This window comes from Microcoleus sp. T3_A4, from assembly GCF_036700465.1.
In the GTDB taxonomy this organism is placed as follows: domain Bacteria; phylum Cyanobacteriota; class Cyanobacteriia; order Cyanobacteriales; family Microcoleaceae; genus Microcoleus.
This window is the reverse complement of record NZ_JAUBOY010000038.1, coordinates 28,400-55,317: the sequence shown is the minus strand read 5'-3', so window position 1 is coordinate 55,317 and position 26,918 is coordinate 28,400. Positions and strand designations below refer to the sequence as shown.

The 26,918-nt window shown below is 45.8% G+C and carries 22 protein-coding genes; 9 read left to right on the top strand and 13 right to left on the bottom strand.

Translation table 11 applies throughout. From position 1 onward, the window contains the following. Positions 1 to 185: 185 nt before the first annotated feature. The 7 genes from infB to QUA07_RS21105 all read right to left on the bottom strand — a co-directional run bounded on the left by infB (position 186) and on the right by QUA07_RS21105 (position 11,245). Complete coding sequence (infB, locus tag QUA07_RS21135) at positions 186 to 3,353, bottom strand: translation initiation factor IF-2 (protein WP_333328807.1); 3,168 nt, start codon at positions 3,351 to 3,353, stop codon at positions 186 to 188. Between the two features lie 382 nt (positions 3,354 to 3,735). Continuing rightward, positions 3,736 to 4,050, bottom strand: coding sequence for a YlxR family protein (locus QUA07_RS21130; RefSeq protein WP_333057840.1), 315 nt, complete (start codon positions 4,048 to 4,050; stop codon positions 3,736 to 3,738). Positions 4,051 to 4,305: 255 nt separating this feature from the next. Next, entirely contained in the window at positions 4,306 to 5,586 is a 1,281-nt protein-coding gene (gene nusA, locus QUA07_RS21125) for a transcription termination factor NusA (protein ID WP_333328804.1), read from the bottom strand. A 270-nt stretch (positions 5,587 to 5,856) separates the two neighbouring features. Then, positions 5,857 to 6,324 carry a ribosome maturation factor RimP gene (rimP, locus tag QUA07_RS21120; protein WP_333040953.1) on the bottom strand — a complete coding sequence of 156 codons (468 nt, stop codon included), beginning with the start codon at positions 6,322 to 6,324 and terminating at the stop codon, positions 5,857 to 5,859. Positions 6,325 to 6,648: 324 nt separating this feature from the next. Further along, the gene (locus QUA07_RS21115; protein ID WP_333328800.1) at positions 6,649 to 6,960 is read right to left on the bottom strand and encodes a molybdopterin synthase sulfur carrier subunit; all 312 of its coding nucleotides are present in this window, start codon (positions 6,958 to 6,960) and stop codon (positions 6,649 to 6,651) included. Positions 6,961 to 7,031: 71 nt separating this feature from the next. After that, complete coding sequence (locus QUA07_RS21110; RefSeq protein WP_333328843.1) at positions 7,032 to 8,408, bottom strand: response regulator; 1,377 nt, start codon at positions 8,406 to 8,408, stop codon at positions 7,032 to 7,034. A gap of 11 nt (positions 8,409 to 8,419) precedes the next feature. Beyond that, complete coding sequence (locus QUA07_RS21105; protein WP_333328797.1) at positions 8,420 to 11,245, bottom strand: ATP-binding protein; 2,826 nt, start codon at positions 11,243 to 11,245, stop codon at positions 8,420 to 8,422. 411 nt (positions 11,246 to 11,656) lie between these two features. On the opposite strand from QUA07_RS21105, the gene QUA07_RS21100 reads away from it, so the two are divergent. Beyond that, positions 11,657 to 11,824 carry a hypothetical protein gene (locus QUA07_RS21100; RefSeq protein WP_333328794.1) on the top strand — a complete coding sequence of 56 codons (168 nt, stop codon included), beginning with the start codon at positions 11,657 to 11,659 and terminating at the stop codon, positions 11,822 to 11,824. A 47-nt stretch (positions 11,825 to 11,871) separates the two neighbouring features. Here QUA07_RS21100 and QUA07_RS21095 read toward each other — a convergent pair whose 3' ends face one another. Next, the gene (locus tag QUA07_RS21095; protein ID WP_333328791.1) at positions 11,872 to 13,323 is read right to left on the bottom strand and encodes a hypothetical protein; all 1,452 of its coding nucleotides are present in this window, start codon (positions 13,321 to 13,323) and stop codon (positions 11,872 to 11,874) included. 607 nt (positions 13,324 to 13,930) lie between these two features. Here QUA07_RS21095 and QUA07_RS21090 point away from each other — a divergent pair. Together QUA07_RS21090 and QUA07_RS21085 are read left to right on the top strand one after the other, a co-directional pair. Then, positions 13,931 to 15,430 (top strand): GUN4 domain-containing protein, encoded by a 1,500-nt coding sequence (locus QUA07_RS21090; RefSeq protein WP_333328789.1) that lies wholly within the window; start codon positions 13,931 to 13,933, stop codon positions 15,428 to 15,430. Positions 15,431 to 15,699: 269 nt separating this feature from the next. Further along, a complete protein-coding gene (locus tag QUA07_RS21085; RefSeq protein WP_333328786.1) occupies positions 15,700 to 15,912 on the top strand; it encodes a hypothetical protein in 213 nt (70 codons plus the stop codon). A 128-nt stretch (positions 15,913 to 16,040) separates the two neighbouring features. On the opposite strand, the gene QUA07_RS21080 is transcribed toward QUA07_RS21085, so the two are convergent. Then, entirely contained in the window at positions 16,041 to 16,568 is a 528-nt protein-coding gene (locus tag QUA07_RS21080; protein WP_333328783.1) for a P-loop NTPase family protein, read from the bottom strand. A 355-nt stretch (positions 16,569 to 16,923) separates the two neighbouring features. Between QUA07_RS21080 and QUA07_RS21075 the strand changes: the two genes are divergently transcribed. Then, positions 16,924 to 17,490 (top strand): nucleoside monophosphate kinase, encoded by a 567-nt coding sequence (locus QUA07_RS21075; RefSeq protein ID WP_333328840.1) that lies wholly within the window; start codon positions 16,924 to 16,926, stop codon positions 17,488 to 17,490. Positions 17,491 to 17,621: 131 nt separating this feature from the next. Continuing rightward, entirely contained in the window at positions 17,622 to 18,341 is a 720-nt protein-coding gene (rph, locus tag QUA07_RS21070) for a ribonuclease PH (protein WP_333239238.1), read from the top strand. 22 nt (positions 18,342 to 18,363) lie between these two features. Here rph and QUA07_RS21065 read toward each other — a convergent pair whose 3' ends face one another. The 3 genes from QUA07_RS21065 to QUA07_RS21055 all read right to left on the bottom strand — a co-directional run bounded on the left by QUA07_RS21065 (position 18,364) and on the right by QUA07_RS21055 (position 22,402). Further along, positions 18,364 to 20,979 (bottom strand): tetratricopeptide repeat protein, encoded by a 2,616-nt coding sequence (locus QUA07_RS21065; protein WP_333328780.1) that lies wholly within the window; start codon positions 20,977 to 20,979, stop codon positions 18,364 to 18,366. 159 nt (positions 20,980 to 21,138) lie between these two features. Then, positions 21,139 to 21,324: a hypothetical protein gene (locus QUA07_RS21060; protein ID WP_333328777.1), complete on the bottom strand. Its 186-nt coding sequence runs from the start codon at positions 21,322 to 21,324 to the stop codon at positions 21,139 to 21,141. A gap of 172 nt (positions 21,325 to 21,496) precedes the next feature. After that, complete coding sequence (locus QUA07_RS21055) at positions 21,497 to 22,402, bottom strand: tetratricopeptide repeat protein (protein WP_333328774.1); 906 nt, start codon at positions 22,400 to 22,402, stop codon at positions 21,497 to 21,499. A gap of 331 nt (positions 22,403 to 22,733) precedes the next feature. Between QUA07_RS21055 and QUA07_RS21050 the strand changes: the two genes are divergently transcribed. The 4 genes from QUA07_RS21050 to QUA07_RS21035 all read left to right on the top strand — a co-directional run bounded on the left by QUA07_RS21050 (position 22,734) and on the right by QUA07_RS21035 (position 24,931). Then, positions 22,734 to 23,027 carry a hypothetical protein gene (locus tag QUA07_RS21050; protein WP_333328771.1) on the top strand — a complete coding sequence of 98 codons (294 nt, stop codon included), beginning with the start codon at positions 22,734 to 22,736 and terminating at the stop codon, positions 23,025 to 23,027. A 32-nt stretch (positions 23,028 to 23,059) separates the two neighbouring features. Further along, positions 23,060 to 24,097 (top strand): ricin-type beta-trefoil lectin domain protein, encoded by a 1,038-nt coding sequence (locus QUA07_RS21045; protein ID WP_333328768.1) that lies wholly within the window; start codon positions 23,060 to 23,062, stop codon positions 24,095 to 24,097. A 284-nt stretch (positions 24,098 to 24,381) separates the two neighbouring features. Then, a complete protein-coding gene (locus QUA07_RS21040) occupies positions 24,382 to 24,606 on the top strand; it encodes a CopG family transcriptional regulator (RefSeq protein ID WP_333328765.1) in 225 nt (74 codons plus the stop codon). Then, entirely contained in the window at positions 24,593 to 24,931 is a 339-nt protein-coding gene (locus tag QUA07_RS21035; protein WP_333328762.1) for a type II toxin-antitoxin system PemK/MazF family toxin, read from the top strand. Before QUA07_RS21040 ends, QUA07_RS21035 begins: the two co-directional genes overlap by 14 nt. A gap of 415 nt (positions 24,932 to 25,346) precedes the next feature. Here QUA07_RS21035 and QUA07_RS21030 read toward each other — a convergent pair. Next, positions 25,347 to 26,918, bottom strand: a 1,572-nt coding sequence (locus QUA07_RS21030) for a CHAT domain-containing protein (protein WP_333328759.1), incomplete at its 5' end; no start/stop codon positions are given.

Below are 26,918 nucleotides of genomic sequence, written 5' to 3'. Positions count from 1 at the left end.
TTGCTTCTTCCTTCTCTCCCAGATAACTAAAACCTTTTTCTTTCTTCCTTCTGCTATAAGCTAAAAACAAAAGTTGCGAGTGATGAGTTTTGGAGTATTGAGTGAAGAGAAGAGTTGCGAGCGATCGGCAATTTGGTTGCGATCGCTCAAAAATTCTCTTCCCCCTCAACACTCACAACTCAAAACTATTGAGAGAGAGTCCGGCGCTTAGTAACCATCCGGTAGGCTTCAATAATATCGCCATCCGCCCAGTCGCTAAATCCGCTCAAGGAAATACCGCATTCAAAGCCAGAATTGACTTCCTTGGCATCTTCCTTCATCCGTTTTAGGGAGTCGAGGACACCTTCGTAAACGACATTGTTACCCCGGCGCACCCGCACCTTACAGTTACGGATGACTTTGCCAGAGAGTACCATACATCCAGCCACAGCCCCGCGACCTATCGCAAAGACAGCGCGCACTTCGACTTGACCCAAAGGTTCTTCCACCAATTCGGGTTCCAGCAGGCCTTCCATCGCCCCTTGAATGTCATCCAAGAGGTTGTAGATGATGCTGTATTCCCGCACGTCTACCCCCGCTTGGTCAGCGGCGAGGCGAGCGTCGGTGGCGAGAGTAGTATTGAACCCGATAATTACAGCATTACTGGCTGCTGCGAGGTCAATATCCGTTTCTGTAATTTCCCCAGGAGCAGATAGCAGCAGTCGGAGTTGAACTTCTTTTTGAGGAAGTTGAGTCAGAGCGCCGACTATTGCTTCGAGGGAGCCTTGGACATCTGCCTTCAAGATCAAGTTGAGTTCCTTGAGAACGCCTTCCTTAGCTTGTTGAGAGAAGCCGCTGAGGCTGATCCGGCCGCCTTGCAGCAGGCGTGAATCTCGTCGGGAGGTAGCTCTTCCAGAGGCGATCGCCGCCGCTTCTTTTTCGTTTGCGAAGACATCAAACTCGTCTCCGGCGCGAGGAACTTCCCGCAGCCCTAGCACTTCCACCGCGAAGGATGGAGTTGCTTGCTCTACGCGATCGCCCCGGTCATCGATCATGGCGCGCACCTTGCCCAAAGCCGAGCCTGCGACCACAATATCGCCCACTCGCAGAGTGCCGTTCTGCACCAGCAGAGTTGCCACAGGGCCCCTTGCCTTGTCGAGGTGAGCTTCAATCACAGTACCCTTAGCAGGTCGGTGCGGGTTGGCGTTGAGGTCTTCCATTTCCGCCACTGTCAGAATCATTTCCAACAGAGTATCCAGGTTTTCGCCTCGGATCGCGCTGACTGGAACCATCGTGATATCGCCGCCCCAGTCATCTGCGACCAAGCCGTACTCAGTAAGCTCTTGCTTCACCCGTTCCGGCTGAGCACCCTCCTTGTCAACTTTATTGATGGCCACGACAATTGGCACTTTCGCCGCTTTCGCGTGGCTGATCGCTTCAATTGTCTGGGGTCGCACGCCGTCGTCCGCCGCCACCACCAAGATGGCGATGTCCGTAACCCGTGTTCCCCGAGCCCGCATCGCTGTAAAGGCTTCGTGACCGGGCGTATCCAAAAATACCACCTGCTGGCTCTTGCCTTCGTGTACCACATCTACGTGGTAAGCACCGATGTGCTGAGTAATGCCCCCAGCTTCTCCCTGAGCCACCTTGGTTTTGCGGATCGAGTCGAGCAAGGTAGTTTTACCGTGATCCACGTGACCCATAATCGTTACTACTGGCGGACGGCGTTCGAGGTATTCCAAATCCGCTGCGTCCAGCATCTCGATCACTTTGATAGCTGGGGCTACTTTTTCTGGGGTTTCCACCTCTACGCCCATTTCTTCGGCTACCATCCTCACCGCTGGAATGTCCAGGGTTTCGGTAATATTTACCGCAATTCCTTTAGAGAAAAGCCGCTTAATAATTTCGGTTTCGGGAACAGCCAGAGTAACTGCTAGTTCTTGAACGGTCATCGGCCTGCTCAGCAGCAGCTTTTCTGGACGTTCTACCTTAGCTTCCGCTGTTTTGCCCCGGTTGCCGCGTCCCCCACTAGAACCAGAAGAAGAACTTTTATCGTGAGAAGGGCCCGGTCTTTTATTTTTTCCACTGCTGCCGGGTGCGCCCGGAGTTGGTGTTGACTTGGGTGCTGCTTGTGACTTCGCTTTAGCTGGACGGGCTAGGGACAGGCTGACCGTGACTGGTGCTGGCATATCCAAGCCGTTTTCTAAGTCGTCGTCATCCTCATCTATTGGTTTGAGGCGAGAACGTTTTGCCTTAACAGCCTTGGCAGCTTTGGCAGCATCTGAGTTTTCGTCATCATCTTCTTCCCAAATGACCGATGTCTTTTTGGCAGGACGAGGGAGGGAGGGCCTTTCGAGGAGAGTAATCCCCAGCAACGGCGTATTATCTTCTTCATTGTCATCAGTGTCATCCCCTGCGGCTCCGGTGTCACCGCCGCGGCTACGCAGCCCGGTAGCTGACGTTGCGGGGGCAAGGCTCCGGCGCGGCCCACCGGGCTGGGGTCGATCGGCAAGTTGAGTTTTGACTGGACCACCAGCGCCTTCCCGGCGCGGTCTTTGCGCGTCGCGAGATTCGGTAGGAGATCCCGGTGCAGGTCTGCTGGGGCGGCTGGGTTTAGCCGGCGCTTCCAGAGTTTCTGACTGTCCTGATTGCTCTTGCTCGGTTTTTGCAAGTTTGAGTACCGGCTTGTTCCCCAGATTTTGTGGGGTACGGCTAGCCGACTCGGACGCCCCTCTGACGGGGGGCGACGTGAGTTTTGCCGACGGCGCAGGGGGGGCGATCGGCGGTTGCTGATTGCGTTCTGGAGCCTTTTCCGACGGCGGTTGAGGTGCCGCAGGTGCCTGAGCCTGGGCGGTGGTTTCCGGGGCGATCGCACCTACATTTTCCGACACTTCTGACGGAGCTGCCGACACAGCGACATTTGGCTTCGACAGTACAGGTCGATTGATATTCGGTTTAGCGGGAGGCTGGAGTTGTTGAGCTGCAGGCGACTTGGGAGGAGTTGCCACGGTTGCCGCCGGCTGATTTTGGTTCTCCTCGTTGCCTGCAGGCTGGGAGTTTGCACCAGCCGGTCGTACTTTTGGACTGCGTATTTCTAAAATTTGCTGCTTTTTTTGTTGGTCGTTAGGGTGAGGGCCAGATTCTCTAGATGGCGCTGCTGCTCTTTCGGGTGGAGCTGGCTTGCCGGGGGAAGAGTGGCTACTGGCTACGTATTTTTCCGCCGTTTTGCGAATGCGCTCTGCTTCGGATTCTGTAATTGTGCTGCTGTGGCTCTTGACTGAAATATTGAGCCGCTCGCAAACTGCCAAGATGTCTTTATTATCCAAATTTAGTTCCCGTGATAATTCGTAAATTCTTACTTTGCCGTTGTTCATCCACTCTGCCCTCTTTTGTGCCAACCAGTTTTTACATTGTGATTTTTTGTGCTAATGACGACATCATTCGGTGTGATTGATTCAGTGTCAGGAATCGGGGTTTTGGTACTCGCTCAGCAATTTTATCTAAAAGATGCAACTCGCTGAAGTCTGCGGTTGAAGAATTCTCAAGTCTGTTTGGGAACTTGGAACTCCGAAGTCTGAGTTTTGGCAAAACCCACTCTCTCAAGCTTCAAAGTTTGCCTTTCCACCTTGAGGATACCTCTGCTAGTACCCTACCCTTATCTAATCTGACACAAATCTTTCCAGACTGGTGGGCAGATCGGATTGGGGTTTTATAGCTGGCGCTACCGGTAATTACTGGTAGGGCTGCCAAGAGGGTTTATACAGTCGATGCCGAACTATTGTCGGTTTTTCGTCCGGCTAGGCCCGAGTAAGATGTACAGTCAGATGTGGCTAAACGCTGCCAAAGTGTTTGGTAGAGTTCGTCAGACACAGGCGCTTTGAGCGATCGCCCAAGTCGATTTTTTTTCTGAGCTGCTTTGAGGCATTCGGCTTCCCGACAAAGGTAAGCAGAACGACCCATGCCACGATCTAATTGTACCTGATGAGAAGGATAGAGCCTGACTACTCGCCAAAAAGCTTCCTTAGGAGCTATTTTTCGACAACTTGCACAGCACCGGTAGTTCGGTTTCATTTCTTGTGAGAGGGGGAGTAGGGGACAAATCCTCCTTGTCTGGCGAAGATAGAAAATCTTATGACAAGGAGTCAGAAGACCGAATTCAGAATTCAAAATACGCCATGCCCCAAGTCAGGGGTAAGGGTCACGGAAAGAATTTTTTCGGCTCCACGATTAAAATCGGAGGGTTTAAACCTCGATTCTCCATCCTGTCGCACAGAACCCATTCTGGATTCTGAATTCTGAATTCTTCTTCGGTAAATGTCACAGTTTTTAGACTGCGGCTTCGGTTTCCTCCGTGGCGGCTGCCTCCTCTTCCTCAAATTCTGCGGTTTCCTCGTCGTAGTCGCCTGCTTCCTCGTCGTAGTCGCCTGCTAGTTCTTCGAGCCTAGTTGCTTCTGCTGCCAATTTGCTGTCTTCGGCGGCGCGATCGTACTTAGCAATATCTTTGATATCGATTTTCCAACCGGTTAGGCGGGCTGCGAGGCGGACATTCTGACCTTCTTTGCCAATTGCAAGACTCAGTTGGTCTTCAGCGACCAAAATGTGAGCTCTCCTGCCTTCTGGAGCAACTAAACGCACTTCATCTACTCTAGCGGGACTCAGAGCGTTAGCAATATAAGTTGCTGGGTCTGGAGACCAGCGGATCACGTCGATTTTTTCGCCGCGCAATTCGTTGACTACTACCTGAATCCGCGATCCCCGCGCTCCGATGCAGGCTCCTACGGGGTCTACGTCGCGATCGAGAGTATCAACTGCTATTTTAGTCCGGGGGCCGACGTGCCGGGATGGCGGATTTGCCTCCCTGGCTACGGCGACAATTCTCACCACACCATCTTCTATTTCTGGTACTTCGTTAGCAAACAGATAAACCACCAAACCTGCGTCGGCTCTAGAAACAAGTAACTGCGGCCCTCTAGTAGAGCCTTCGCCTACTTTTTTGAGATAAACCTTGAATGTAGCGTTTGCCCGGTAATTGTCGTTGGGCAACTGTTCGCGCTTAGGGAGTTCGGCATCTACTTCTGGCTGACCGAAGCTGCTGGTAACTGCTAAAATTACCGACTGCCTCTCAAACCTGAGCACTCTAGCTTGAAGAACTGTTTCTTCTAAATCTTTAAACTCTTCTTGAATCATTTTGCGCTGTTGGTCGCGCAGTTTTTGAGCGAGAACTTGTTTGGTTTGGATCGCCGCCATGCGACCAAATTCTTTTTGATTGGGTGTTACGTCTACGAGCACGATGCTCCCAGGCTGAGCTTCCGTGGCTACTTCTTGCACTTCGGAAAGTGAGATTTCGTGATCGGGATTGATGACTTCTTCGACAATAGTTTTGTTGGCTAAAACGCGGAAACCTTCTTGTTCGGCGTCGAGTTCTACATCAAAGTTGTCGAAGTATTCTTCGCTGAAGTGATCGAGTTTTTGGGTACGGCGGTAGCGTTCGTATCCTTTGAGCAGGGCTTCTCGCAAGGCTGCTTGGACGGCGTGTTTGGGTAAATTGCGTTCTTTGCTAATACCTTCGACCATTTCTTTGAGTCCGGGCAGGGGAACCATTGACATATAAAACACTCCTTTTTTGCTGTGGTAATAAGTAACTGGTAATCGGTAATTGGTACTGGGAAATTTTCAAGTAGAAGTGATGACAGAGGAGTGATGAGTTCCTGAATAGGATTAGGGGAAATGGTTGCTGTAACAATTTATTTGTTGTCCCTATTCAACCCGCTGCTACAGATATGATTGTTAAAAATTAACTCGCAGCCAAGCGTTTTCAGCTTGCTGCGAGGCAATCTCAAAACTCAAAACTCAAAACTCAAAACTCAAAATTTCCCTTTACATCTCCTTGCCTTCGTCTAGTTCAACTTTGACAATCTGAGGGCGGGGAATTTTAACCTGTCGCCCTTTTTGATTGAGATAAACCGCTGTTTCATCTCGGCCCAGGAGTAGTCCTTTCCACTCTTTGATTCGCGAGTCCGGTTCGGTGGTTTTGGCTGTCACGGGGAAACCTTTAAAGGTAATAAATTCTCGATCGCTGCTGAGCAATCGGGATATTCCGGGACTGGAAATTTCTAGCACGTAGGCATCGGGTATGATGTCGGCTGCCTCTAACTCAGCATCGAGGGCTGTACTCATGCGCTCGCAGTCGGCTAAACCAGTGTCTTGTTGGAGGTTGCGGATGTCTACCCGCAAGACGGGAGGATTTTGGTTGGTGTGAAACACTGCTCCCACTACTTCCAATCCCAGTGTTTCCGCAACGGGGGTAGCTAAGTCAATGATTTGTGGGATTAGGGGATGAGTCATATCGAATACTTAAGTTAAAACTCCTAAACTCGGACACGGGCAAGGAAAAATTTGGTGTTGAGATTGCTTGGCTTTGAGGTGGTTTGATTAGGTGGCTGCGACTTTCGTCTTCAACTTTGGGACTTACCCAACATCCCAGCAGGGATCTCAAGCGGGGGGGTACCCCTACTAAATCAGTCCTCAACTTGCAAGTCAGACGCCCTGAGCTCTTTTCCTGCGACTAATGCAACAAAAAAAGTGGGCTTGACCCACTCCTAGGTAAAACAATTTCTTCCAAGAAGTTTGAGGACTTCTTCCGATCGAAGGGAGGCCTCAGTTCTCAGTTTAGCTCGATCGCCCGCCCGGTGACAAACAGAATCGGCATCGGGGGAGTGTCCGAGGGCAGAAGGGGAGAGCTGACAGGGGAAATAAGGACGACTCGATCACCGTTTTGGAGTGGGGTGGGGCGAGGGCAAATTCCTGGTTGATACCGAAGCCGGTGCGATCGCTCCTAGAACAGGGGGCAGCACTCAGGCGTTCTAGGACTTGCGATACTGGAGTTTCTTTGGGAAATTCTAATTTCATTTCGGACAAGCCCTCTGCTTCTTGATAGGCGGCCAAGAGTTTAACAGTGAAGGTGATTGGTAGATTAGACATGGGCGATCGCAAAATTAACGGTATATTGACAAAACAGCCCAACTAAGATTCACCATAAAAAATCCCCATTACTAATGCTGAATAGGAAGCTCAATTACAAACTCTACCCCCCATTCGGGCGAGGAAATGCAGGTCAGCGTACCACCATGTTTTGCTTCTACAATCTCACGGCTAATAGACAAGCCTAAACCTGTTCCTTTACCCACTGATTTTGTAGTAAACATCGGCGTAAATAAATGCTGCATTATCTCCGGCGTTATCCCCAGCCCATTATCAGCAATCCGAATCACAACTCTGTCGCCCTGAAGCATTTCAGTGGAGATCCGAATCTGTGGGTTGTCATTGCTCTGTTGCTTTTCCCCGCAGAGCGGACAACTGATCGTAGACTCTTCTAAAGCATCAATTGCATTCGCTAATACATTCATAAACACCTGATTGATTTGCCCAGGATAGCACTCTACCAGCGGTAATTCGCCGTACTCTTTAATAACCTTAATAGCTGGGCGAGTACCTTTACCTTTCAATCGATGACCTAAAATCAACAGGGTACTATCTAGCCCATCATGAATATTAACTGGCGTTAGTGCCGATGTATCCAACCGAGAGAAATTACGCAGTGACATAGAAAGATTGTAAAGTCGCTCTGTTCCGACCGCCATTGAATCAATGATTTTTGGCAAATCTTCAACAATAAAATCTAACTCAATCTCCTGGGACTTATCCTCAAATTCTGATGTCGAAGTAACGTTGTGCTGGCAAAGCCGAGTCATCCCGATCAAATCGGCAATATATTCCTTGGCAATAGGGATATTATTGGATATAAAACTAACTGGATTGTTGATTTCGTGAGCTACCCCAGCTACAAGTTGACCAAGGCAAGCCATCTTTTCACTTTGAACTATTTGCACTTGAGCTTTTTTAAGATTATCCAAAGCTTGAGAAAGTTCAGCCGTTCGTTCTTCCACCCGTTTTTCTAACTCCTGCGCGAGCTGATGTAACGCTGCTTCTGCTGCGAGCCTGTCTTCTATTTCCCGTTTGAGAAGCAGATTTTGATCTGCAAGAATTTTAGTAAGAGAACGCAGTTTTAAATGGAGATTGACTCGAGCTAACACCTCCTTTTGCTCAAAAGGCTTAGTAATGTAATCCACCGCCCCTAAATTAAAGCCTTTGACCTTATCTCCTATGTCCGAAAGAGCCGTCATAAAAATTACCGAAATTTCGGTTGTCAACGGACTTGCCTTCAGCCGATGACAGGTTTCAAACCCGTCAATTCCTGGCATCATCACATCTAACAGAATCAAATCAGGTTGACTATATTCAGCCTGTTCGATGGCTGTTTCGCCATCAGTTGCTACCAATATCTCCCATCCCGAACCCGCTAAAGCTTCAGAAAGCACGTCCAGATTGCTAGGATTATCATCGACGATTAAGATGCTACTTGTTTCCATATTTGCTGCCTTCATTCTTTTTCTATTCTGTGGGATGTAATAAACTCTTTGATTTTTTTGACCTGATAGCCTTGGGCTAACTGGCGCAGCTCAACAGCAAAGGACACAAATTTCTGATCCAATTTCTCTATGTGTTCGCTGCGCTTCACAATTCCTTTCACGTTGCCTCTCATCGCCAGTTCAAATAAAAGTTCTATTTCTCCTGGCGGGGGAGCAACTACAGATTTCGATGCAGAAAGGAATTGAGGATCAGAGGAAAAGGGAATAGTGCTAATTTTTTCATTTTTTTGTTCGTCATATATCCATTCAAGTTTTAAATACTTTTGCAACATCTCAAATAGCTCTTCTGCCTGCACTGGCTTACCGAGAAAATCGTTAGCTCCCCCCTCCAAACTTTTATGTTGGTCGGTAGCAAATACACTGGCAGATGAAGCAATGATTGCCACGTCTTTATAGTGTGACAAGTTTCGGATACGGCGCATCATCTCAAAGCCATCTAACACTGGCATCACTAAGTCAGTGATAATCAAATCAAACTTAAACTCTTCTATTTTTTCTAAACCTTCTTGACCGTTTTTAGCTTCGGTTACTTCAAAGCCGATGGGTTCCAGGAGATTGACAATGACCGAGAGGTTTTCCCATTTGTCATCCACAACCAAAACTTTCTGCTTTCTACCTTGGTACCCAACCAGCTTTCTTTGCTTGGCAATCGTGGCTGTATTTGCCCAGTCTGCCGCTTCCCGTAAATCCAAATCTAGCCAAAAAACACTGCCTGTTCGTGACTGACTTTTTACTTGAATGGTACTACCCATCATTTCGACAATTTTCTGGCTAATTGTTAAACCTAGTCCGGTTCCTTCCGCCTGACGCTTGCTCTCTCCTACCTGTTCAAAAGGCAAAAATATTTTTTTTAATTGTTCTGGTGTCATACCAACGCCAGTATCTTCTATTTGAAACCGAATTTTGTGAATTGGTGAGGCTGGCTTTTGGTCATTGCTTTGTACCTTTTCCCCTGTCCCCTTTTCCAGATGTTCTATCTTAAAAGTCACCCCTCCACCGTCGGTAAACTTAATTGCATTGCTCAGTAAGTTAATGAGTACCTGTCGCAACCGTTTTTCGTCAGCGTGGATGCCAGGAGGCAGGTCAGAACTGGGTTGATAAACAAAAGCAATTCCTTTTTGTTCAGCTCGGATGCGGCAGATTTCTGCGACTCCCTGCAAAAAGGAAGGAAAATGGAAATCTTTCGCGTACAGTTCCAATTTCTGGGCTTCAATTTTAGCGAGGTCTAAGATGTCATTGATCAGGGTTAGCAGGTGGGAACCACACTGGTGAATAATACTGATGCCTTGGAGTTCCTTCGGAGCCATCGTTTTTGAGCGTTCTAGGATTTGAGCGTATCCTAAAATTCCATTGAGTGGTGTTCTCAATTCGTGACTCATATTCGCTAAAAATTCACTTTTAGCTTGGTTGGCAGTATCAGCGATTTGTTTGGCTTCCGTGAGTTGGGCGGTGCGTTCTTCTACTCGGATTTCTAGCTCGGAATTGGTCTTGGCTAGCGCCTCAAATGATTCGCGCAACTGTTGTGCCATAAGGTTGAAAGACTGCCCCAGAACTTCTAGTTCTTCTACGCCTTTTACCTGCACATTTTTCTCTAAGTCGCCACTGGCGATCGCTCTAGAAGCTGCGCTCAAATGGAGAATCGGGCTGGTAATCCAGCGTGCGGTTAAGATTCCCAAAACGGTAGCTAGCGCCAAGGCTCCGAAACACAGCAAAATGGTAGTCTGGGTATTGGCGTTAATTTGATCCATGAAATCGCTTTCAGGAACTACGACGACGATCAGCCAGTCCAATCCTCGGCTATCCTGAAAGGGCATAACTTGGAGGAATTGCCGCTGACCGGCGATCGTAAAATCCAATTGCTGAGAGCTATTAATTTTAGTGAGGTCGCCAAAGCGTTCTTTTAAATGCGCTGTTGTCAGCCGAATTAAATCATCTGTGCTATCTAAAGCATTCAGGCGATCGAGCGTGTCTTTATTGGTGATAAATGGTTCTTTGAGAGTTGAACTGGCTACTAGGAGTCCCGAACGTTCCATAATGAATGTCTGTCCCGAACGACCGATGTTTAAGCTGTGCAGGAAGTCACTGAGGAAAGAAATCAGAAAATTAGCAACGAATACCCCGCGCAGCTCGCCACTTTCGTCATAAACTGGATGTCCGGTAGGAAGCGAGAGTGTTTTCTGACCTATAAGCGAAAAAATTTCGCTCCATGTGGGCTTGCCTAAGCGTACACTGTCTTTATACCATGAACGGCTGAGTATATTGTAGTTGCGGGAGACTGTTAAGAGCTTCGTTTGATTGCCTTTGCTATCAGATTCATAAATATGAAGTTCATTCCGATGCTCTTTGTCTGCTATTTTAAAAACTACTTTGCCATTCTCTTGGCGTTCAATGGCAATGAATTCTCCAGTTTTACTAGCAAAACCCATATTGGGCAGAGAAGGAAAGACTTGAATTTGCTCCCACAAATAGCGCTCCGTACTCTCCAATTCGTCGGGATTTAAGTACCCTAGTCGAAGGGCATTGGCATTTAGTTGATTGACGCGAGGGGCTGTGTCTAGGTATGTGTTGAGCTGCTGCTGGATGCGGGCCGTAATTTCACTCCGCAACTGGCTGGCCACTTCGTTGACTGCTTTTTGCCCGTTGCGTAAGGATAGCCAGCCTGTCAGCCCGACGGCGACAAATATTTGCAGAACGAATGGGAATACTAAAATTAGGCGCAGGGACACCTTTTTTTTAAAACGGTTTGACAGGAAAGTGGTTGCAGAGGTCTGTGACATTGATTGGTGTTACTCCTGGGGTAACGAGTTGGCTAAAAAATCTCAGGGGAGAAGAGTGAAATGAGGCTGAGCAAATATATATTGAAAAGCAATCTATAATAGTTAGTGAAAAGTTTGAGACAGTAACTTGCTTAAACAAGAAGGGCTACTTACGTATTTTTTATGCCAGGGGTATAATAATATCGGACTAAAGATACTGACGCGCCTTATTTTTTTATAGAATTGGTAAATTATTTTAGCCTTTAGGAAACCAGTTAGCAATCATATCTAATAGATTACTTGGTTTAGAGCTATGTGTAGTAGTTTTTAACTTTACTTTACAGAGGGTCTCTAAAAAGTAGAATCTCATCAAACTTACATATAAATTGATATAATATACGTCTAAAAAAATTGACCTTTCTCGCTAAAAACATGACACCCCAGCCCGGTGAGAACCCTAACGGCGGTCTAACTCACTACCGCGCTGAAGATGTGATGCACAACCCTGCAGATGACTCTGGTAGAGAATGCCGATCGCACATGAAACTTTACAATTCCAGCAAGTTTCATGTGCAGGAGTTACAGCAGGGTAATTGCTAATTGCTAATTGGGGAAGAAAAAAATCAGTAAAGCGGTGGAGACTTGCCCTAACGCGGGGCGATCCGTTGCAGTTCTTTGGCTTGTTCTAAAATTTTCTCGAAGTCTTCTTCGCTCAACCGCTGAATGTAGTTGATTTTGAACTCTTCTAGAAAGTCGCACAGCAGCAGTTGTATTTCTTGCCAGGTTTGCTGCTGTTGTAGTTCGGTTCCTAAAGCTTGCCCGAAATGTTGCACTAGCTGGCTGGAGAGTTTGATGCTTATGGGGTCTTCGCTGGCGATTTTGAAGGCTTCGTAGGCATCTTGGGGGCCGAGGGTGGCTAATTTTGAGAGTTCTGCAACTAATTGCTGTGCTAGCTGTTCGGGCAGGTTTCCCAGGCCGGGTACTTGCTTCCATCCTTGATAGAGGGGAGATTGTTTGAGGAAGCTTTCAATATTGTACCGGAGGAGGGCTTCTAGGTCTGGCTGGAGTTGGGGGAGCACTTTGTAGACGGTTATTTGGACTAGATGGGTGGCGATCGCTTCTATTTCATTGATATTGTTGATGTCTAGATAGCGCTGTTTTGGGGATTTAAAGAGTTGACGAGCGAGTTCGCCTGTGGTAACTGATTGTTGCATCTGGTTGATGAGTTGAATTACTACAACTTCGGTCAATTCTTGGGCGAAGTTGGCGACGAAACCTCGGCTGATTTGGGTGCGTATGGGTTGGAGATCCGGCATTTTGGCTTGGTGGATGCGAATTGTGACGGGTAATACTCGCAACAGGCGCCAGAATGGGAGCAGCAGGAAGATGTCGTACCATCGCCAGAGCATGGCCGATCGCCAAGTGACGCTGCGGTGGCGGCGGCTGATCAAGTAGGTACGGGCTAGAAATTCGATCGCGAATATGGCAATGAATGGCAGGTCGATTAGCCAGAAGTTATCGGTGAATTCGCCGTTGTCTCCGATCGCGCGGTAATAGTTGGTGGCGATTAATGGCTTGATTTTGGAGTCAAACCACTGGATTTCTTTTTGCCAGTCTTGTTTGTTTAAATAGTCTTGGCTCCAAAATCTTTGGAATGATTGTTTAGCGGAGTCTTGTGGATTCGGGACGCGATCGCGCATCCGGTCTTTTATTTTTTCTAGGGTGCCACTTTTTGATGCTACTCGAAAGGGATCTTCGTCGATCATTTTCGCGCTCAGATTGTTTATTTCCTGCAATTTGGCTGCTACTTGGGGAGAGGGCAACCCTGTTTGCACTACTTGAATTTTTAATTCTTCTAAGGTTTCCAGATATTGCTGGGTGTCTCGGTGGGGTTTAATTCCTTTAAATGGGTCGTATACTTGAGTTAAAACTGGCAGTTGCCGGAGGTAGAAATCTCGCCCGGGGACGTAAGATATGTCAAATAATACTAGGCTTAAATTTCCTAGGGCAACCAGTGCCATGAACCGCTCGAACCAGGGGACTTTTGGTGATTTTATGCGGGAGTTTGGATTGGGAGAGGGCTGTAGTTTTGGTGTCACTGGCGATTCCTAATTAAGTAGACCTATGGAAATAGATGTAACTGGTAATAGCTGAAAAAGGAAACAGGGAAAACTGGCTAAGTGTCTGGTCGCGCTCGGATTACGATCGCGGAAGCTAGTCTTTATTTTAACGTGCGTTTGTTGGGGGTTTTTGGATTGTTGATTCCGCCTGGTTAGGTAATAATTTATGCTGCTAAAATATTAAAGCAGATCGAAGTTGACGGAAGCTGTGGCTCCCGTTAGTGTGCTTCTCTCTGGCAATAAAATTATATCTCAGGCAGAATCCGCAGTTTTTTTGCGTTGCAGAACTCACAGGGCTGGTAATAAATTACTATTTCTGTTTGATCTGGTGGCTCTTTGACCGCTAAATCAAATGTATTGCACGCAGCGGAGTCTCAGGTTAGATGAGGACTTCGAGTTTGAGGTCAAACCCTCAAGAGAGTTATACTTGCTCAGGGGCAGTCTGGTGAGAGCGCCCCCTCTGATCGCGAGGGTGGCTGCCGCCTCCGTAAGGTTCGAGGTTTCGCCTCTACAAAAACCAGCTCGCGATCGGACTCTTGAATAATATAAAACCCTGAGTATAATTTTGTTCGCATTTTTTTAATATATGACATACTGCCTTAATCTCGATTGCCCAAGAGACAAGCGTCAGAACCCACCAGGCACAAAGTATTGTCTTAATTGTGGTTCAAAGCTGCTGCTAAAAGACCTTTATGCAGCAACTGAACCGCTGCGCGACGGGGGATTTGGCAGGACTTTCCGAGCTGTTAATCATGGAAAGTTTGAGGAATTGTGCGTGATCAAACAGTTGTCACCCCCTCAAGAGTTTCAGCGGAAGCCCGGTCATTTTAAAAAATATGTTCGACTGTTTGAACAAGAGGCAAGGCGGTTATACGAACTGAAGCACCCGCAAATTCCTCAGTTAATTTCTTATTTTGAGGAAGATGGGCGCTTGTATTTAGTCCAAGAGTTTATTGATGGCAATAATTTAAAGGATGAGTTAGATAAGTACGGTGCTTATAGCGAAATCAAAACTTGCGAACTGCTGTTAGATTTGTTGCCTTTATTGAAATTTGTTCACGACCGAAATGTAATTCACCGTGATATTAAGCCTGAGAATGTGATCCGCCGATCTCGCGATCGTAAGTTAGTGCTGATAGATTTTGGGGTTTCCAAACAGGTAGTAGCTGCTGCTCCGACCAAAACAGGAACTAAGTTGGGAACTCCTGGCTACGCGGCTCTAGAACAGCGTCACGGTAGGGCTGTGCCTGCTAGCGACCTTTATAGTTTGGGGGTGACTTGCATTCGCTTGCTGACTTCTGTTATGCCTTATCTGGATATCTACGGGGACATTCACGATGACCTTTACGATCCGCTTGAAGGCCGATGGCTTTGGAGGGAGGCTTTGCCAAAAGGAACACAAATTAGCGAGGATTTAGGTCAGGTTTTGGATAAGTTGATTCAGGAATATGTTAAAGATCGCTACAAATCGGCTGTGGAAGTTTTGGATGCTTTAAAACCTCCTGTTGTTGTTGTTCCCGTGATCGAAAAGTCGCAGCAGGCAACTGTTGTTAGTCCTTCGGTTCCTACTCAACCTGTGACTGAGACTCCGCTAATTTCTGTGAATTTAGAGTCGGAAAAAGGTATTGATTATTCTCACTTGGCAAGGCTGCTGGCTGCTAAAAATTGGCGGGGGGCTGATGAGGAAACTTCTGCGAAAATGCTGGAGGTGATGCAGCAAAATTCACGGGGTTATTTGAGCGAGGAAGATATTAGGAAGTTTCCAGCTAAGGATTTGCAGACTATCGATCAACTTTGGGTGCGGCACAGTCACCGCAGATTCGGTTTTTCTGTGCAAAAGGGTTTGTGGCTCAAGTTGGGGGGAAAGCCTGGTGTTTATGATGCTACAGTTTGGGAGAAGTTTGGCGATCGCGTGGGCTGGCGGGTTAACAGCCAGTGGGTATACTATTCGGAGCTGAATTTTACTTCTAAAGCAAAGCCTGGACATTTGCCGGGGGGGACTGTTTTTGGGTGGGAAGGCGGGGTTTTGTGCGGTGTTTTGGGTTTGGGTGGGATCTGGTTTCTGCTGTCGCGGCGGGATTTGTAGAAGGAAGGTAGAAGGTAGAAGGCAAAATTTATTAGTTAGGCTGCACCCCAAGCGAAGTCGAAGTGTTAGTCATGAAATAGTTTTGAGTTGCGAATTAAAGAGTTAACAAGTTTTGAGTTTAATCATTTGTTATGTAGAAATTAGCTCTAAAAAAAGGGGAAAATAAGATATAATCACAAACCCTTTTTTTTGTGCTATGTTCTTAGAGAAGGTCAAGTTTGCAAAGTCAAAAGCCAGTCCTCGACCGTGGCCAACCATGGGGACTGGCTTTGGCTCCAATTTACCAAGGAGATTTATTTAGTATGTTGCAAGAAAAACGTCTCAAGCCGTGGACTATAGTTCGCTCGCTTCCAAATGTGGAAAAGGTGGTTGTGGGTGAGTTTCGCAGTTGGTCTGATGCAGACGGTCACTTGAAAATTCTCAAGCGGATGGTGCCGGCGGATCGATTGAGTGTTGTATTCGATCCGGTAGTTCAATCGTAACGTCGCTGGTAAATTGATCGGCGTGCGATCGCTCTTTGAGCTAAGCGATCGCCTCTTTTTTTAGATACTGTTTTTCTACATAAAAAATGCGACCGCTAAAAATGCGATCGCAACTTGAATCATTGTCCTTAACTTCGGCGAATTTCAGTAATTTGGTCGGCAAGATCCAAAATTCTTTGGGGCATGGATGGCCCGGTAAAAATCATATCCAAATGATGCGGCCTGTTGTCAATCAATGCCACCACTTCGGCTTCGGGAATCAATCCCAAATTAACCGCTAAACTCAATTCATCGAGAATAACTAAGGAATAACGACCTTCGCGCACTGCATTTTGAACATACTGCCACAATTGTTGGATCGATCGCGTCTCCAGCTCATCTAAATCGGCATTATCAATGCAGCGTGACAAATCGCAGCGCACCCAATCTAAATGTTGCCCCAGCCGCACCGGATGCTGATGCCCTTGATTGATTCCCCCTTTGAGGAACTGCACTGCCAGCACGGGAGCTCCCTGTCCTGCAATTCTGAGGGCCTGAGCCATGACACTGGTAAAAAAGCAGCGGTGCGGGCCTGTAAAAACTTGCACCAGCCCTTGAACTGTGTAGGGCAAGCTGTGGGTTAAATTGAGTTTAGGGGTTTGTAACTGAGCAACCATAGGGCAATATTTAATCAGCAACTAAGTCTTGAGTGCAGCTCCGACCTTGACGCGGCTGAAGCCTGCTTGACAATATATAGTGTACGGGGCCGAGTGCACATCGGATCGAACACTAGATATACAAGTTGTCAAAAGCTAGTGACAGTGGCATTCGCAGTCGTTTGTTCGATTTTTGAACTCAATTAGCACTTACGCAGAATCGGTTTTTTTACCAAAATACGGCGAGGATCGCCCTAGTTAGATAGTTAGAGGGTGAAAAAGCAAGGCGATGAGAGTCGTGGGAAGTCCAGGACTGTGAAGAAAAAGTACACACATCGCGTAAAATTTGAATGTCGCGGCACTAGGAGCAGGGACTTTGAGAGTGGTGATTCTGGGAGGGCCAGGAGCGGGAAAAGGAACTCAGGCTGAACTACTGTGCAGCAATTTGAACCTTCCTTTGCTGGCTGTAGGGGACATTCTACGGGAGGCGATCGCAGAAGACACAGATTTAGGAAAGCTGGCGGCGTCTTATGTCGAAAGGGGGGAATTAGTTCCCGACGCAACTATGATTGAATTCTTTCGCCGCCGACTGCTGCTGTGGGATGTCTTTAATGGCTGGGTGTTGGAGGGATATCCGCGAACTGCTTTTCAAGCTGAGGAATTGGATTTTTTGCTGGACGATTTGGCTCAGCAGCTAGATTGGGCGATTTTGTTGAAAGTGCCGATCGAGGTTTTGCTGAGCAGGTCGATCGAGCGCGATCGATCGGATGACCACCCTGAAATTTTACAGCGTCGCCTCGATTTGTTCCACGAACGCACTATTCCTCTTTTAGAGTATTACGAATACCGCAACAAACTGTTAACTGTGGATGGCGATCAATCCCCAGAACAAGTCCAGCAGGATATTCTCAAATTAATCGAGGCTAAGGGCAAATCGGCATAAAATTTTAGATTTTAGATTTTAGATTTTAGATTGAATGACTGCATATTTACCGAATCAAAAAAAGCGGCAAGATTAATCACCAATTTTAAATTTTTAATACCCAATTACCCATTACCAATTACCTAAATATTATGTCTTTTCAACGTCCAGATGGCAGACAACCAAATCAAATTCGTCCGATTAGTTTCGATCGACAGTTTACTAAATTTGCTAGCGGTTCCGTACTCGCGAAAAGTGGCGATACTCAGGTACTTTGCAGCGTTACAATCAAGCCGGGAGTGCCCCGATTTCTGGAGAATACCGGACAAGGTTGGCTGACAGCGGAATACCGAATGTTGCCGGGATCGACACCGCAGCGACAAGAGCGGGAATTTATGAAGTTATCGGGACGGACTCAAGAGATTCAGCGGTTGATTGGGCGCAGTTTGCGATCGTGCTTGGATATGCAACTATTGGGAGAACGCACAATACTTGTCGATGCGGATGTTTTGCAAGCGGATGCGGGGACTCGCACGACTTCAATTACTGGCGGGTTTGTGGCTGTGGCTGATGCTTTGAATAAGTTGGTGCAAAAAGGTGATTTAGTGCGATCGCCCATTATTCGTCAAGTGGCGGCCGTGTCTGTGGGGCTTTTGGAAGGCGAGCCGTTTTTAGATTTGAATTATCTTGAAGATGTGGCGGCTGAAATTGATTGTAATGTGGTAATGAATGGAGATTTGAATATCATCGAAATTCAGGGAACTGCGGAAGATGGAAGTTTCAGCCGGAGTCAGTTGAATCAAATTTTGGATGTTGCAGAAACTGGGATTCAGGAATTGTTGGAGGCTCAGCGGCAAGCTTTGGTGGAGTAGGTACATCTAGTTGCTGATATATTTAGTCGCGATTTTCCTGTAAATTTGCTTTGAGTTTTTCTACTTCTGTTAATAGTGGCAGCTTGAGATCGAGACAAATGTTTTCTGCGCGAGCGCTGTAATCTTGGATAGTTTCTAAAGGAACTGTCTTGATGAGCAAACTGGTTTTTGCTAAGGCGAATAATGCCTTTGCTTTATCAGCATGAGCGTCTTTTTGCTCAAACACTATCAACCCAGCTTGAAAATTCTCAAAAGATTCTTCAAACTTCCCTAATTTCCCATAAGTTATTCCTAACTCATACAAAGCATCTCCATCACTCTGATTTTTAATTGCACGGCAAAGTTCTACACACTGCTGAAGTAAATGTATTGAACCCTCATCTTTTCCTAATCCTCTGTAGGCAATACCTAAATTTAGAACCGCGTGACTTTCGGCGTGTTTATCTTCAATCTCTCGACAAAGTTCTAGCCCTTTTACTTGGTAATCTATAGAACTTTGATAGTCCCCTATTTTATTGTAAAGACTAGCTAACCCTCCTAGAGCATAAGCCTTTCGTTTTGGATCGCCACTCTTGATAGCAATTTCTAAGTATTGATCCATATATTCTTTTGCCATCTCGTATTCTCCTAAAGCTTCATAGAAGCACCCTAAATTTCCCAGAGCAATTCCCACACTTGTTTCTAATTTAATTTGACGAGCTATTTCTAAAGCTTGCTGATGAGACTTAAGGGATGTCTGATAATCTCCCAGACCAAAAGAAACAACACCTAAATATTCTAATGCTTTGCATTTAATCTGATTTTCTCCAATCTCAGTAGCAATTACTATAGACTCTTGTAGATATTTAGTAGCCAGTAAATTATTGCCACCCTCCAGGGCCAGTGCCATGTAACAAAGAGTTTCTGCCTCTATTTTTAGATAACTATTCTTTCGAGATATAGACAAACATTTTTCGTAACATTCTCGTGCTAGTTTCCATTGACTTATAGCACTATAGGCATTTCCTAAGCCCAATAAAATTTGGCAATGATCGGAACAGAAGGTTACTAATTGCCCTGCGAGATCCCAATTTTTAGGTATTAACTTCGTGTAGCAGTCAATTATTTGATCGTAATAACCATTTTGGAATAGATAGTCTGTTGCACCTGAAATAACCTGTGCTGCTTCATCCCAATCTTTTGCCTGACAAGCATGATAGTGCGCTCTCAGCAAAGGCTTAACATCATTAAATTCCTTCCATTCAGCTTCCGGTTTAACAATTCTAAGAAAATGGCGGTAGGCTTTACGGTGAGCAATAACGGCTAACTCAGGATTAAGTAGTTGAGAGGCTTTTTCTTCTACCAAGGGGTGCATTTGGTAAGATTCATAATTTTGGTTATAGTCCAACAGTTGCCGACGTTTCAATGCCTCAATGACGTTTTCTTTGACATCACGTTTGCTCATTTCAGACATTTGAGCAGCAATTCCCTCAACTGACAGGGGATATTCAGGTGTTTCATAGACAGATATTTGGCTCAGACACATCAATTCTTCATCACTAAGACGCTGAATTACTTGGTCAATGAGTTCGTCTAAACTATTTACAAGTAACCAGTTGACATCTTGTAAAAATTTTCCGACACTTCCGTGGTATTCAGCCTCATTCAAAATTAAGGCAGCAACAATTTCTAGTGCTTTGGGATGTCCGTCATAGCGGTTTGCTAATTCTGCTAATTCTTCGGGGCTTGCAATCAAATTAAAAGATTCCAGTAATTGAATGGCAGCTTGTCGATCCAATCCACCTAAAGGTAGTGTTTTGGTTTCTTTTCCTGACAGTGCGGCTAAGGTTTCGCGACTGGTGAACATCACCTTACTTTGATGCTGTGTTTCTGCTATTTGTTGGAATAGCCAAGCATACTCTGTACACTCATCAGCAAAATATCCTGCTCGTTTTGCTTTACCAGTTTGTAATACTGTCTCAACGTTATCCAGAACTACGATACAGGGTTTTTGTTTTAACAACTTTACCAAGCGATCGGTTTTTTGGTGATGGTCATCAAGGATAGTGACGGTGGGTGTAATTTCGCCATTGGAAATAGTGAGCAATAAGGAATCAATAATGTTATTAAATCGAGGGGCTCTGCCAGTGGCAGATTTCAAAATTTCCCAAGCAGCAACGGCAAAAGGGGCGTTTTCCGTTTGTAGTTCGCGGATTAGCTTACTGGCGAGAGTGGTTTTGCCAATCCCAGCTAAACCAACGAGACAAACCGCGGTGATGGTAATGGTTCTAGTTTCGGGCTCAAGGATCTGGGATTTGAGGGTGTCGATTTCACGCGATCGCCCTACCCAATTCCTGACTGGTGCGATTTTTTCTGGCAGTGCAAAGGGGTGAGCAGAGGTAGGGACACGGCAATGCCGTGTCCCTACGGGGATAGGACTATCATCAAAAATTTCTTGCCAGTTTGCCTCTATAACTGTACAAATTTTTACAAAATTTTCATGGGAAATCGGCTGTTTTTTCCAAAACCTCCTTAAGGTTGATTCTGAAGTATATGCCAACTCATACCAAGTCTTTTCTCTTCTTGACCAGCCTTTTCTAATCCTAAGCCGATCGATCATTTTTAACCCCTTGTCAGAAGCTCTTAGAGTCACAGCCATAAAAATTTTTCTACTAAGGTTTTTTCTTTGTTCTGTTCTGGTTCACTTATCTAGTAGCCAAAATGACCAAATAATGACCGAGATGTGACCCGGAAAGCCTTTATGTCTGCCTCATGCTGGAATTATGGAGACAGCAGTTAGCGCTAACTCGTTTGTTCCCTACTCAAAAACTTGACTAGGAGACACGAGAATGAATTGCAAAATTTTGATTTGCCCATTATTCATACTAATGTCGGCGATCGCGCCTTCGACTTTGGCATTGGCGGCAGTTGCGAGTACCTCAATTACCCCAACAGCTAAAACTGAGACTGTGTTGAAGAATAGCGTAGCCCAAAACACTTGCATAGACAAGAATGGCAACAAATATCACTGTCCTTAATTAATAGATCCCCCAACCCCCTTAAAAAGCGGGCTTTTAAGATTCCCCCTTGTGTTTTGGGTCGCTAGGCGGGATGGAGGGTTGGGGAGATTTCTGCCTAAGTCCTAATTAATCCAGATTACCATTGGCGGGAAATGTTTAAGATGATTCCTTGATGCGTTGTCGTGCCTTCCCCATCCAAACCTCTTTGTCTCGGCAATTACACTTAGGATACTTGTCAATGTAATTTTTCCACGCTTCTAAAGCCTCTGTACTTTGTCCCAGATTGTCTAGGGCTTGTGCCTTGAGAGCATGAGTCAAAGCACGCTCGCCTTCTAATTTTATGGCTTCTTGTAGCCTTTCTAAAGCTTCTTCATCGCGTCCTCGATCTATCCAAGCCCAAGCGAGGTAAATAAACAAGGCTGCTTTTACAATTTTGTCAGTTTCAACGGTGTTTTCTTCTACCAATGTTAAACCTCGCTGACAGATATCAACAGCCAAGTCATAATTTTTCTCTTCAATGATGTGTAAGCGAGCCAAGTTACAGTAAGCCGCCGCCAAACCATGCAACGCGGCCTGACGATAGAATTCTATGGCGCGGTCAAAATCTCCTACTTGTTCATAACTCCATGCCTGATTGTAGTAACTGGCGGCATTATCTGGGTTGATTTTAATAGCTAACTCGAACTGTGTGTTTGCTTGAGTTAAGTCACCATTCATATAGCAGTTAAAGCCGCGATTGTTAGTGGCGATCGCCCCTTCCCGTCCCACAAAATTCAGGTTGGGTATAGAAGGAGTTGCCTTTGCAGTGAACACCACAGGTAACTCGGTTTCCTTAATTTCGCTGAGTTCAGCAACTTCTTCCCAGTTAACACCCACAGCCTTACAAATTCTGATAAAGCACAGTCGTTTAATAGGTGTTTTCCTCCAAAACCGCTTCAGTGTCGCTTCAGAAGTATCGGCAGCCTGCTGCCACCTGATACTGTTTCTCTTCCAGCCCTTTCCGTCTAGAGCTTTCTCAACCTTGTCTAGCCCCTGTTGTGATGCTCTCAGCGTATTAGCCATACTAACCATTACCCGCAACGGTTTCCCAATCCAAATTTTAGCTCAGTTTGGTTCAGTAAAAAAAGCAGTGAGCCATTTAGTGAGTCAAACTGAGCTAAAAAGATGAGCCAAACTGAGCCGCTAAGCCAATTTGTATCTGAGATATTAGAAATGTGGGAAGCAAATTGTGGAAGAAGCAAGGAAATAGCGAAGAGCGATCGCATTCTTAGGTAAATTCATTTTTCTATAGCTAAATAAGGAGTTGACTGTTCGCCTGAGTCAAAGTTCTAAGTTAGTAATTTATACTTCAGCATCAATGTTTCCCTAGCTAATCAAAAAATCGCTAAACCCAATGTCAAAATCAGGAGTTTTTTTCTGGCGATTAACTTTTCTAATCGCTTTACAATTGACCCTATTATTTTTAGGGACAAAAGCACAAGCAGGAGGTGGGGACTTAGACTCTGTTGATTCAGAATCAGAAAACAGACCAAAAATAATTAATGCTACTGCCAACATTAAATGGGATAAATGGAGTCAACCTTATTGGTTGAATAGCCAAGTTTGCCGGGAGAAAGCTGGCGAGACGGCTTGTTTCAGCTCTGATACTGCCAAAAAAATCGGCTGGAATATTCCTGAACGTAATTAATCTAAATCACTCATCTCAAGGGGAGTCTGACAATGAATTTCAATAAAGTTCAAAAAATGGCTGCGCTCGCCATTGCTAGTGTTTCTTTAGTAGCTACAGCACAAGCGGCTCAAGCATGGGAAACTTTTCAGGTAAATGGTGGATATGCACTGAATACAAATAATAATTTCCGGTTAATTCACGGTAATCCTCGGATGTCTCTTTATCAGCATAATTTGAACGATCCTGACCAACAATTTGATCGTTTACCGGGTAAATGGGGAACACTGTTACGTCACCGTTCTACAGGAAAGTGCTTAAATGCTTATTTGCCCTCCCAAAGCAAAGAAATAAATGTTTGGCCTTGCAACGCTTCCGATCCCGATCAAAACTGGAATTTACTGAGTCTTCCTAGTGGGGAGTTTTTAATCCGCCGCAATGGAACTAACTTCTGTGTTGATTCTCCTACTCGTACTAATACTGGCAGGGTTCATCTAATTACGTGCAATGCTAATAATGCGAATCAGCGTTGGAGAAGCAGTGCTAGTAGTGTAAGCGGTAACATTGATTTACCTTTTGGTCGAGGTCAAACTTGGTATGTTTGTCAAGGCTATCAAAACAGCACAGTAAGTCATAACAGTAACACTGGCAGTATTTATGGTTTAGATTTGACTGTATCAAATCAAGACTTTGGTACAAGTGGTTGTGTTGCCTACGACTACAACATCAATAAATCGGCAAATAAACAAGTTTTATCTCCTGCATCTGGGACAGTTTCTTATCTGGGATCAGATTTAGTTTGCTTATCTATTGACCAAAATCGTAGTCTTTTGATTGGTCATATAAATCGTAGTGTTGCTAATGGTCAAAGAGTGAGCGCAGGTCAACTCCTAGGTACAACCCTTGCTTACGCACCAGGGGGTAAGAATTATGCCCACATTCATTTAGAAGGACGACGTAGCTCCAATTGTGCACGGGGAACTTCTGTGCCTTTAACTGCTGCTAATGGACTTCAGATTATGGGTGTGGGAGATTTACCCGATCTCCCTGTTGGTAACGATCATTTCAAACGAGCGTTAACGAGACCATAGTTCATTAGACATCTCCGAAAGTTTCCAAACCCCTTCAATCATTACTTTTTGAGGAGATCGCAGTCAGGTATGTGACTCCTCAAAAGCAACTTATTCAACCGCCAGATTGGGAAAGTCTTGTGCCCACGCACGGGCGTCCGGCCTGTGCGATGGTATCGATTCAAAAAAGAGCGTGAAGCGGAGCTATCCCGTAGGGAATCGCCCTATAATAGTATAATTTACTCTAGTTTACTACTTGTGCTATAATTAAATAAAAATCTTTGTAATTACCAATTGCTAAGATAATGCAATCTGAAAAAATATCAATTTCCCTATCACAATCGCTACTACAGTTTATTGAAAGCTACAAAATTGCTAAAGGATGCAAATCGCCATCCCAAGTAATAGAAGTCGCTTTGGAATTGCTGCGGAATCAAGAACTAGAATCTGCTTACCGACAAGCATCCAGTGAAGTAGACTCCGCTTGGGATATAACAGTTGCCGATGGATTAACAGATGAAACGTGGTGAAATTTACTACGCTAATCTAAGCCGTACGGTTGGTTCTGAGATAGATAAACGCCGTCCCGTATTGGTGGTGAGCAATGACGCTAATAACCGTGCCGCCAATACAGTTACAATTCTACCAATTACCTCTAATGTAACCCGCGTCTACCCTTTCGAGGTGTTGCTAAATCCAGAGGATAGCGGTTTATCCAAACCTTCTAAAGTACAAGCACAGCAAGTACGGACAATTTCTAAACAGCGAATTAGCAGCGATGCAGTGGGAAGTTTAAGTGAGGAAATCATGCAGTTGGTAAATGCTGCTCTCAAACTGCATTTAGATGTCGATTAACTGTGATATATAGGCGTTTTTTTTCGTGGCACGGGCGTCTCGCCTGTGCGATCGATCGGCTAAAAAAAGAGCGTGAAGGGGATCTATCCCGTAGAGAATCGCCATTTCATTCCCCTGACTGAATTTGACTCCTCACCCACTGCCTAAACCCTCGAATTATCGACGTTTCCCCCACATATTTTTGCCTTTCCAAAAATCCCATAATCCCAGATGGCGACAAAAAAGGAAAGTGAGGAGAAACCTCGCGTTCTACATATTCCAATACGGTTCAGATAAGACACTCAGGGAGACAAAACCCTGTGAAAAACAGATACTGCGATTTCTTCGCTATGCGCTTGCAATGACGAAAAAACATTAACTGAACCGTATTGATTGATATCCAACCAATAACAAATCACTAATCACTAATCACTACTCACCAAGGACTCCCAATCATCACAAAAGCCGACCAATAATAAGGATGCGACAACTTTAAATCGGCAAACCCTTGCAGCGAAGCCGGCAACTCCACCCCCTCACCCCGACTCGAACCGCGCAATCGGCCACCCTCCAAACGCACATCTCCCCGCAACATCGCAATTTGCGCTTGTCGCAGCGCCGCCCCCTTAATTCGCGCCGTCTTCAACTGCTGGTAAAACTCACTCATCAATCCCAAAGTACCTTCATCACTCACGTACCACAAACTTCCCAAAGCCGTTTGCACTCCCGCTTGCAGCGCCAACCCCCCAAAACCCAACTCCGCTTGTGCATCTCCCACCGCAGTCCGACAAGCACTTAAAACTAACATATTCACCTGCGGATCATTCAATCTCAAATCCCGCAATTGATCCAGTCGTAGCCGACTATTCCATAACTGAATAAAAGAATTATTTGGTGTTCCAGGTCGAAATTCGCCGTGAGTAGCTAAGTGAATAACCCCAAAAGGTCGGCTTTGATGCTGTTGCTTCAAATTCTCCAAAGTGAAACCCTCATTGAGAAAACTAACTCCCGGCCACTCTCTAGAAATAGCCGCTATTTCAGCAGGAACCGCAGGCAAAGGATTCAACTCGGAAAATTCCGAGGCACCCATTGCTAAAACTTGAGAATTTCTGAGATCGACGTAGCGAGTATCTGTTAAATTAATGCTGGGCATCAGGCTGAGATTATACTTTTCCACCAAAAACTGCTGTCCGTCGTGCAAAGCAGCAAAGGGCATACCTCTCAAACCTCGATCGACAACAAAAGAAATAGTATCCGTTTCACACTTTGTCAAACTGTCCTCTAAAGGCGCAATCATCCACTTATAAAGCTGTTGGGCAGATGGTAGATAACTCGTAGTAGCCCGCACCCCCGGTTTGGTAATCTCACCCCTGAACTCATTTACAACTTTCAGCAGTTCTTCCCGGTTCGCTGACGGTACACTTTTGTGAACCACTTCACCGCAAGAAGTGATCAGCATTAAATTTAATTCTTCGGGCTGCGAGAACAGATAAATTAAGCTGGGTTTCGTGCCGGTTTGTGCGCCTACCGATGCTAACTTTTTTTGAATTTCCTCTGGGGATACCAACTCGTCGCTGATGTTGATGCCTAAATATTCCCCGAATTCTTGGCTGAAAGATTTGTCCAGCAGAGACAAAGCTTCCGATATTTTGCCGGTTTCCAAATTCCTGCCGATGTCGCCGCGAAATGCTGACTGAATAACTGAATCTCTGATATTTGAATTGATAAAATTTCTCAGTCCTCTGGGAGATTGCATTCTTTCGGGCGGCATCCTTTCTCCGGGTTTTCCTATATCTCGCGATATTCTGTTTTGGTTCTGCCGCTGTTCGCGACTAAAGGGTTGGTTGCGATCGGGGAAAAGCAATCGCCCTCTATCTAATGGGAATCTATCCCTTGCTAATATTGGGGGGGAATTTGAGTTATTGCGATTAGGTGGAGTCGGTGGAGTCGGTGGAGTCGGTGGAGTCGGTGGAGTCGGTGGAGTCGGTGGAGTCGGTGGAGTCGGTGG